The following is a 3,596-nucleotide window of genomic DNA, read 5'->3' as shown; positions in this document are numbered from 1 at the left end:
CGGCGGTGCAGCTCAGCGCGCCGGTGGATGCGGTGGATTGGGTGCAGGTGGTGACCCGTTAGCCATGGGGGTGTTGCACCGTCAGCGCTGGTGCGGGGCCACGGGCCTGGCGGTGCCTCTGCTCACTCTGGCCTCGCCGGCAGTTCTGAAGATCGGCGGGGTGGCTCCCAGCTGGGCTGTGCTCTGGTTGCTGCCCTGGGCCTTGGTGGATGGGCCTGCTTCCGGTGCCATCGCCGGCCTCTGCCTCGGGTTGGTGCTGGATGGCTTGCACCTGGGCCTGGCCAGCGAGGTGCCGGTGTTGATGCTGCTCGGCTGGTGGTGGGGGCGGATCGGCCGGCGCGGGGTGCCGATCGAGCGCAGCTACAACCTGGGCTTGTTGGCGCTGCTCGGCGCGTTGCTGTTAGGGGCGAGTGTGTTGCTGCAGCTGCTGTGGGGCGGCCAACTGCCACTGGTGGAGGCTGGCCTGCACACCCTGGTGGCCCAGAGCCTGATCACCGGTTTGCTCGCACCGGTGCTCTGCTCGCTGTTGCTGTTGCGCTGGCGCCGCATCGCCGACCTGAGGAGTTGAACCGATGACCCGTCAGCCCACCACCACTGCCAGGCCTCCCTTGCGCCGCCGATCGCTGCTGCGCCGGCTCGCCGCTGGCGCGGCGGGTGCTGCGCTGGCCGTGGGCCTCAGCGCCTGCCGGGGTGCGGCGCCGCCGGCTGCCTCTGAGCGCACGATTCAGTTCTGGACCCTCGATCTGGCGCCGAAGTTCAACGCCTACCTCCAGGGCGTGATCGCCGCCTGGGAGCAGCAGAACCCGGGCTACCGCGTGGTGTGGACCGATATCCCCTGGGGCTCGGTGGAGCGCAAGCTGCTGGCGGCGGTGTTCGCCCGCACGGCGCCCGATGTGGTGAACCTCAACCCGCTGTTCGCGGCCAACCTGGCCAGCAAAGGTGGCTTGCTGCCGCTGGACGCGGTGCTCCCCCCGGGGGCGCCACAGGCCTATCTGCCCCTGATCTGGCAGGCGGGCCGCAGTGCCGGGCCCGATGGCCAGCCCCAGCAGTTCGCGATCCCCTGGTATCTCACCGCCCGGATCACCCTGGCCAACACGCGCTTGCTGCAGCAGGCGGGCTACAGCGCCCCGCCCCGCAGCTGGGCCGAGGTGCCTGCTTATGCCGAAGTGGTGCGCCGCCGCACCGGCCGCTACGCCCTGTTCGTCACCGTCGTTCCTGACGACTCCGCCGAGTTGCTGGAGAGCCTGGTGCAGATGGGGGTGACCCTGCTGGGCCCCGATCAGCGCGCCGCCTTCAACAGCCCTGCCGGCCGCCAGGCCTTCGCCTTCTGGACTGATCTCTACCGTCGCGGTCTGCTGCCGCGCGAGGTGGTGAGCCAGGGCTACCGCCGTGCCATCGAGCTTTATCAGAGCGGTGAGCTGGCCCAGGTGGGCAGCGGCGCCGAGTTTCTGCGCAGCATCCAAACCAACGCCCCGCAGATCGCGGCCGCAACCCGCCCCTACCCCCCGATCACCGGTGCCAACGGTGAAGCCAACGTGGCGGTGATGACCCTGGCCATTCCTCGCCAGAGCAAGGTGGCGGGCAAGGCGGCGGAGTTTGCCTTGTTTCTCACCGATGCGGCGAATCAGCAGCGTTTTGCTGAGCAGGCCCGGGTGCTGCCCTCCTCCCCCGGGGCGTTGCAGCAGCTGCGCCGCAAGCTCGGGGCCGAGCAGTCAGCCAACCAGCCGGAGGCCCTGGTGCAGCAAGCCCGCCTGCTCTCGGCCGACACCCTCGCCCAGGCCCGGGTGCTCGTGCCCGCCAGCCCGGGCGTGAAGCGGCTGCAGGCGATTGTGTATACGCAGCTGCAGCGGGCGATGCTCGGCCAGATCAGTAGTGATGCGGCTTTGGCGGAAGCGGAGCGGCAGTGGAACGCCTATGCGGTGGGGCGCTTCGCCGGGCAGGCCAACCGTTAAATCCCACGCCGGAAGAAATCCTTAAGACTTCCCCTGATAGCCCTGTTTTCAGGCGGTTTGGGCTGCGAAAGGTTCATCCTGAGATGTATCGTTGCGCTTCTTCATCACCTGTTGTGCGTATGGCCCTCGGCGACCAGCACCAACTCGGTGATGCGTCGGGAGCCGCGTCTGGGCCGGAGGGCCACCGCGCCACCTTGCTCGTTGTGGATGACGAGCCGGCCGTGCGCCGTGTGCTCGTGATGCGCCTGCAGCTGGCCGGCTACCGGGTGGTGTGCGCTGAAGACGGTGAAGAAGCACTCACCCTGTTCCACCAGGAGCAGCCCGATCTCGTCGTGCTCGACGTGATGCTGCCCAAGCTCGATGGCTTCGCCGTGTGCCGGCGGCTGCGGGCTGAATCGTGCGTGCCGATCATTTTCCTCTCGGCCCTTGATGCCATTGCTGAGCGGGTGGCTGGCCTGGATCTCGGCGCCGACGACTATCTGCCCAAGCCCTTCAGCCCCAAGGAGCTTGAAGCCCGGATCGCCACGATCCTGCGCCGGGTGGGCCGCGGCTCCGCCGCTGCCGAACCCCGTGATGTGACGCCGGGCCAAGGCGTGCTGCGGGTGGGGGATCTGGTGGTGGACACCAACCGCCGCCAGGTGACCCGCGACGGTGAGCGCATTGGCCTCACTTACACCGAATTCAGCCTGCTGGAGCTGCTGTTCCTTGAGCCCGGCCGGGTGGTGCCCCGCGCCGAAATCCTGGAGCAGCTTTGGGGCTACCCGCCGCGCCGCGCTGCGGATCTGCGCGTGGTGGATGTGTACGTGGCACGCCTGCGCGGCAAGCTCGAGCCTGATCCCCGCAACCCCGAGCTGATCCTCACGGTGCGCGGCACCGGCTACGCCTCCCAGCGTGTGGGTGAGCTGCCGGGAATGGCTGCTGCAGGCTGAGGCTGATCCGGGCTTCGGCTGCACCACGCTCCTGCAGGATGGCCGCACGCTGAGTTGCACCGGTCCTTTGTCTGAGCTGCGCGAGACCCGCCTCGAGAAAGGCAAGGCCCTCTCTGAGCTGGGCCAGGGGCCCTATGCGCTGCGCTTTGAGCCCAGCCACCGCACTGCCGAGCTGCAGCAAGCCCATGCGGATCTCGCCAATGGCGAGGAGCGCGACGTGGTGGTCGCCGTGGCTGGCCGGGTGATGACCCGCCGCGTGATGGGCAAGCTCGCCTTTTTCACGCTGGCCGATGAAACGGGCCCGATCCAGCTGTTTCTGGAGAAAGCCACGCTTGAGGCGGCCTCTCCCGATGCGCCGCCGCCTGGGGCCTTCGCGCACATCACCTCCCTGGTGGATGCAGGCGATCTGATCGGCGTGCAGGGCACCCTACGCCGCACCGACCGCGGCGAGCTCTCGGTGAAGGTGAAGCAGTGGCAGATGCTCAGCAAGAGCCTGCAGCCACTGCCTGATAAGTGGCACGGCCTCGCCGATGTGGAGAAGCGCTACCGGCAGCGCTACCTCGACCTGATCGTGTCGCCCCACACCCGCGAAACTTTCCGCCGGCGGGCGGTGGCGGTGAGCGCGATCCGCCGCTGGCTGGATGAGCGCGGCTTCCTGGAGATCGAAACGCCGGTGCTGCAGAGCGTGCCCGGCGGCGCCGATGCCCGGCCGTTT

The 3,596-nt window shown here is 68.7% G+C and carries 4 protein-coding genes; all 4 read left to right on the top strand.

The genetic code is table 11. The features are described 5' to 3' along the window. Positions 1–64: 64 nt before the first annotated feature. Positions 65–568 (top strand): rod shape-determining protein MreD, encoded by a 504-nt coding sequence (locus ACIQ2E_RS13320; RefSeq protein ID WP_398331466.1) that lies wholly within the window; start codon positions 65–67, stop codon positions 566–568. Positions 569–572: 4 nt separating this feature from the next. After that, positions 573–1,952: an ABC transporter substrate-binding protein gene (locus tag ACIQ2E_RS13315; RefSeq protein ID WP_398331463.1), complete on the top strand. Its 1,380-nt coding sequence runs from the start codon at positions 573–575 to the stop codon at positions 1,950–1,952. A 119-nt stretch (positions 1,953–2,071) separates the two neighbouring features. Next, positions 2,072–2,881, top strand: coding sequence for a response regulator transcription factor RpaB (gene rpaB, locus ACIQ2E_RS13310; protein ID WP_398331460.1), 810 nt, complete (start codon positions 2,072–2,074; stop codon positions 2,879–2,881). 67 nt (positions 2,882–2,948) lie between these two features. Continuing rightward, positions 2,949–3,596, top strand: a 648-nt coding sequence (locus tag ACIQ2E_RS13305; RefSeq protein ID WP_398331457.1) for an OB-fold nucleic acid binding domain-containing protein, incomplete at its 3' end; no start/stop codon positions are given.

Source organism: Vulcanococcus sp., from assembly GCF_044369115.1.
Classification (GTDB): Bacteria; Cyanobacteriota; Cyanobacteriia; order PCC-6307; family Cyanobiaceae; genus Vulcanococcus.
This window is presented reverse-complemented; position numbering and strand designations above follow the sequence as displayed.

What these genes read in the sequence shown, in the direction of transcription:
- ACIQ2E_RS13320 (WP_398331466.1), top strand. Translation starts at nt 65, where the DNA reads ATGGGGGTGTTGCACCGTCAGCGCTGGTGCGGGGCCACGGGCCTGGCG.
- ACIQ2E_RS13315 (WP_398331463.1), top strand. Translation starts at nt 573, where the DNA reads ATGACCCGTCAGCCCACCACCACTGCCAGGCCTCCCTTGCGCCGCCGA.
- rpaB (WP_398331460.1), top strand. Translation starts at nt 2,072, where the DNA reads ATGGCCCTCGGCGACCAGCACCAACTCGGTGATGCGTCGGGAGCCGCG.